This is a genomic window from Pseudomonas sp. P5_B2 (genome assembly GCF_056400445.1).
The window spans coordinates 1-2,603 of record NZ_JBFULH010000571.1; the positions used below are offsets into that span (position 1 = coordinate 1).

Below are 2,603 nucleotides of genomic sequence, written 5' to 3' on the forward strand. Positions count from 1 at the left end.
GTCCCGTAGCGATCTCAAGGACGCCATCGCGAGCAGGCTCGCGATGGCGGACGATCGGCCAACATCGATCCCGGATCTGAAACCAGAGTTTTGTGAAAATGAACAATAAACGCCATGCCCCCTTGTGCAGCGGCCTGGCGTTATTGTCCGGGGCTACTGGCAGCATGGAACGCATTGGAACTGGAGAATTCGCATGAAAATCGTCATCGCCCCCGATTCGTTCAAGGACAGCCTCAGCGCCCAGAGTGTGGCCGACGCCATTGCGCTGGGTCTGGCAGATGTCTGGCCTGATGCGCAACTGATCAAATGCCCAATGGCCGACGGTGGCGAAGGCACGGTCGAGTCGATTCTGGCGGCGTGCGAGGGCGAACTGCGTCGCACGAAGGTCCGTGGTCCGCTCGGTGCAACGGTCGACGCTGCATGGGGCTGGTTGCCACATAACCATACCGCGATCATCGAAATGGCCGAGGCCAGCGGCTTGCAATTGGTGCCGCCGGGCAAGCGCGATGCATGCGTCAGCAGCACCTTCGGCACCGGCGAACTGATTCGCGCGGCCCTCGACTCAGGGGCACAGCGGGTCATCCTGGCGATTGGCGGCAGCGCCACCAACGATGGCGGTGCCGGGGCAATGCAAGCGTTGGGCGTGAGATTGCTGGATGCACAGGGGCAAATCCTGACGCCGGGCGGTTTGGCGTTGGCGCAACTGGATCACATCGATCTGAGCAACATTGATCCACGTCTGGCTGAAGTGCGCTTCGACATTGCCGCCGACGTTACCAATCCACTGTGCGGTCCGCACGGCGCTTCAGTCATTTTCGGCCCACAAAAAGGCGCATCGCCCGAACAAGTGCAGCAACTGGATAACGCGCTCGGACACTTTGCCGAACAGTGCGCTGATGCATTAGGTCGCGACGTCAGGGACGAACCGGGCACCGGTGCAGCGGGCGGTCTGGGGTTTGCCGCCAAGGCGTTCCTCGGTGCGCGATTTCAGGCCGGCGTGCAAGTGGTTGCCGAACTGGTCGGTTTGGCGCAAGCCGTACAGGGCGCTGACCTGGTGGTGACCGGGGAAGGGCGGTTCGATGCCCAGACCTTGCGTGGCAAGACGCCGTTCGGTGTCGCGCGCATTGCCCGGCAGCACGGCGTGCCGGTGATCGTCATTGCCGGCACCTTGGGCGAGGGTTATCAGGCGTTGTACGAACACGGCATCGATGCCGCGTTTGCACTGGCGAGCGGCCCTATGACGCTGGAACAGGCGTGCGCTGAAGCACCACGGTTGTTGCGTGATCGCGCCGGTGACATCGCACGGGTCTGGCGAATCGCCAAAGCCTGACGCAAAACATGTAGCAGCTGTCGAGCCTGCGAGGCTGCGTCCGACTGCGCAGCAGTCGCAGAATTTAAACCGCCACCTATGAGCTGTCGCGTCTGGCAGTGGATTTGAATGCCAGGGTGGCGCGTTTCGTGATTTGAGATAGGGTGATGGCTGGGAGTCCCGCGCGCGACAGGAGAATCACATGCGCTATTCAGCCTTGACCAAACGAATCGCCGGCGATGGTGCGGCAGCCTGGCAGATTCATGACCGAGCGCTGGAAATGCGCGAGCAGGGCGTCGATGTCCTGCTGCWGTCGATTGGTGATCCAGACTTCGACACGCCACAACCCATTGTCCAGGCCGCCATTGACAGCTTGCAGGCCGGTGATACCCATTACCCGCAGGTGCGCGGCAGTCGAGGGCTGCGCTGCAGCATTGCGCGGCGCCATCACCAGCGCAGTGGCCAGGAGGTGGACGCGGACAATGTCATCGTGTTTCCGGGGGCGCAATGCGCGGTATATTCGGTCGCGCAATGCCTGCTCGACCCTGGCGATGAAGTGATCGTCGCCGAGCCGATGTACGTGACCTATGAAGGCGTGTTCGGCGCGTGCGCCGCTAAAGTGGTGCCGGTGGCGGTGCGCCCGGAGAACGGCTTTCGCGTCGACCCGGTGGATGTCGCGGCACTGATTACGCCGAAAACCCGGGTCATCCTGCTCAACAGTCCGAACAATCCGTCCGGCGCCAGTTTGCCGCTGCCCACCTGGCAAGCGCTCGCAGCACTGTGCGTGCGCCATGACCTGTGGCTGATCAGCGATGAGGTCTACAGCGACCTGTTGTTCGAGGGGGAACATACCAGTCCGGCGAGTTTGCCGGGTATGGCCGAGCGCACCGTGACCATCAATAGCCTGTCCAAGTCCCACGCCATGAGTGGCTGGCGGGTCGGCTGGGCGATTGGCCCCAAACCCATGGCCGAGCACCTGGTGAATCTGTCGTTGTGCATGCTGTTCGGTATTGCGGATTTCATCCAGCACGCGGCGCAGTTGGCGCTGGATCAAAACTTGCCGGAGGTGGCGTTGATGCGCGAGGAATATCGTCAGCGCCGCGATCTGGTGTGCGCAATGCTGAGCGGGTGCCCTGGCATCACGCCTGTACGACCGGATGGCGGGATGTTTGTGATGGTGGATATTCGCCAGACCGGGATTGGCGCGCAGGGCTTTGCCGAGCGGTTGCTGGAGGGCTACGGCGTGTCAGTGTTGGCGGGGGAGGCCTTTGGGCCGAGTGCTGCGGGGCATATC

2 protein-coding genes are annotated in these 2,603 nt (G+C 62.5%); both read left to right on the forward strand.

The annotated features are described in order from the left end of the window. Nucleotides 1–193 precede the first annotated feature (193 nt). Nucleotides 194–1,330: a glycerate kinase gene (locus AC1DRJ_RS24105; RefSeq protein WP_477804358.1), complete on the forward strand. Its 1,137-nt coding sequence runs from the start codon at nt 194–196 to the stop codon at nt 1,328–1,330. A 181-nt stretch (nt 1,331–1,511) separates the two neighbouring features. Beyond that, nucleotides 1,512–2,603: pyridoxal phosphate-dependent aminotransferase (locus AC1DRJ_RS24110; protein ID WP_477804359.1), on the forward strand; the 1,092-nt coding region annotated here is incomplete at its 3' end.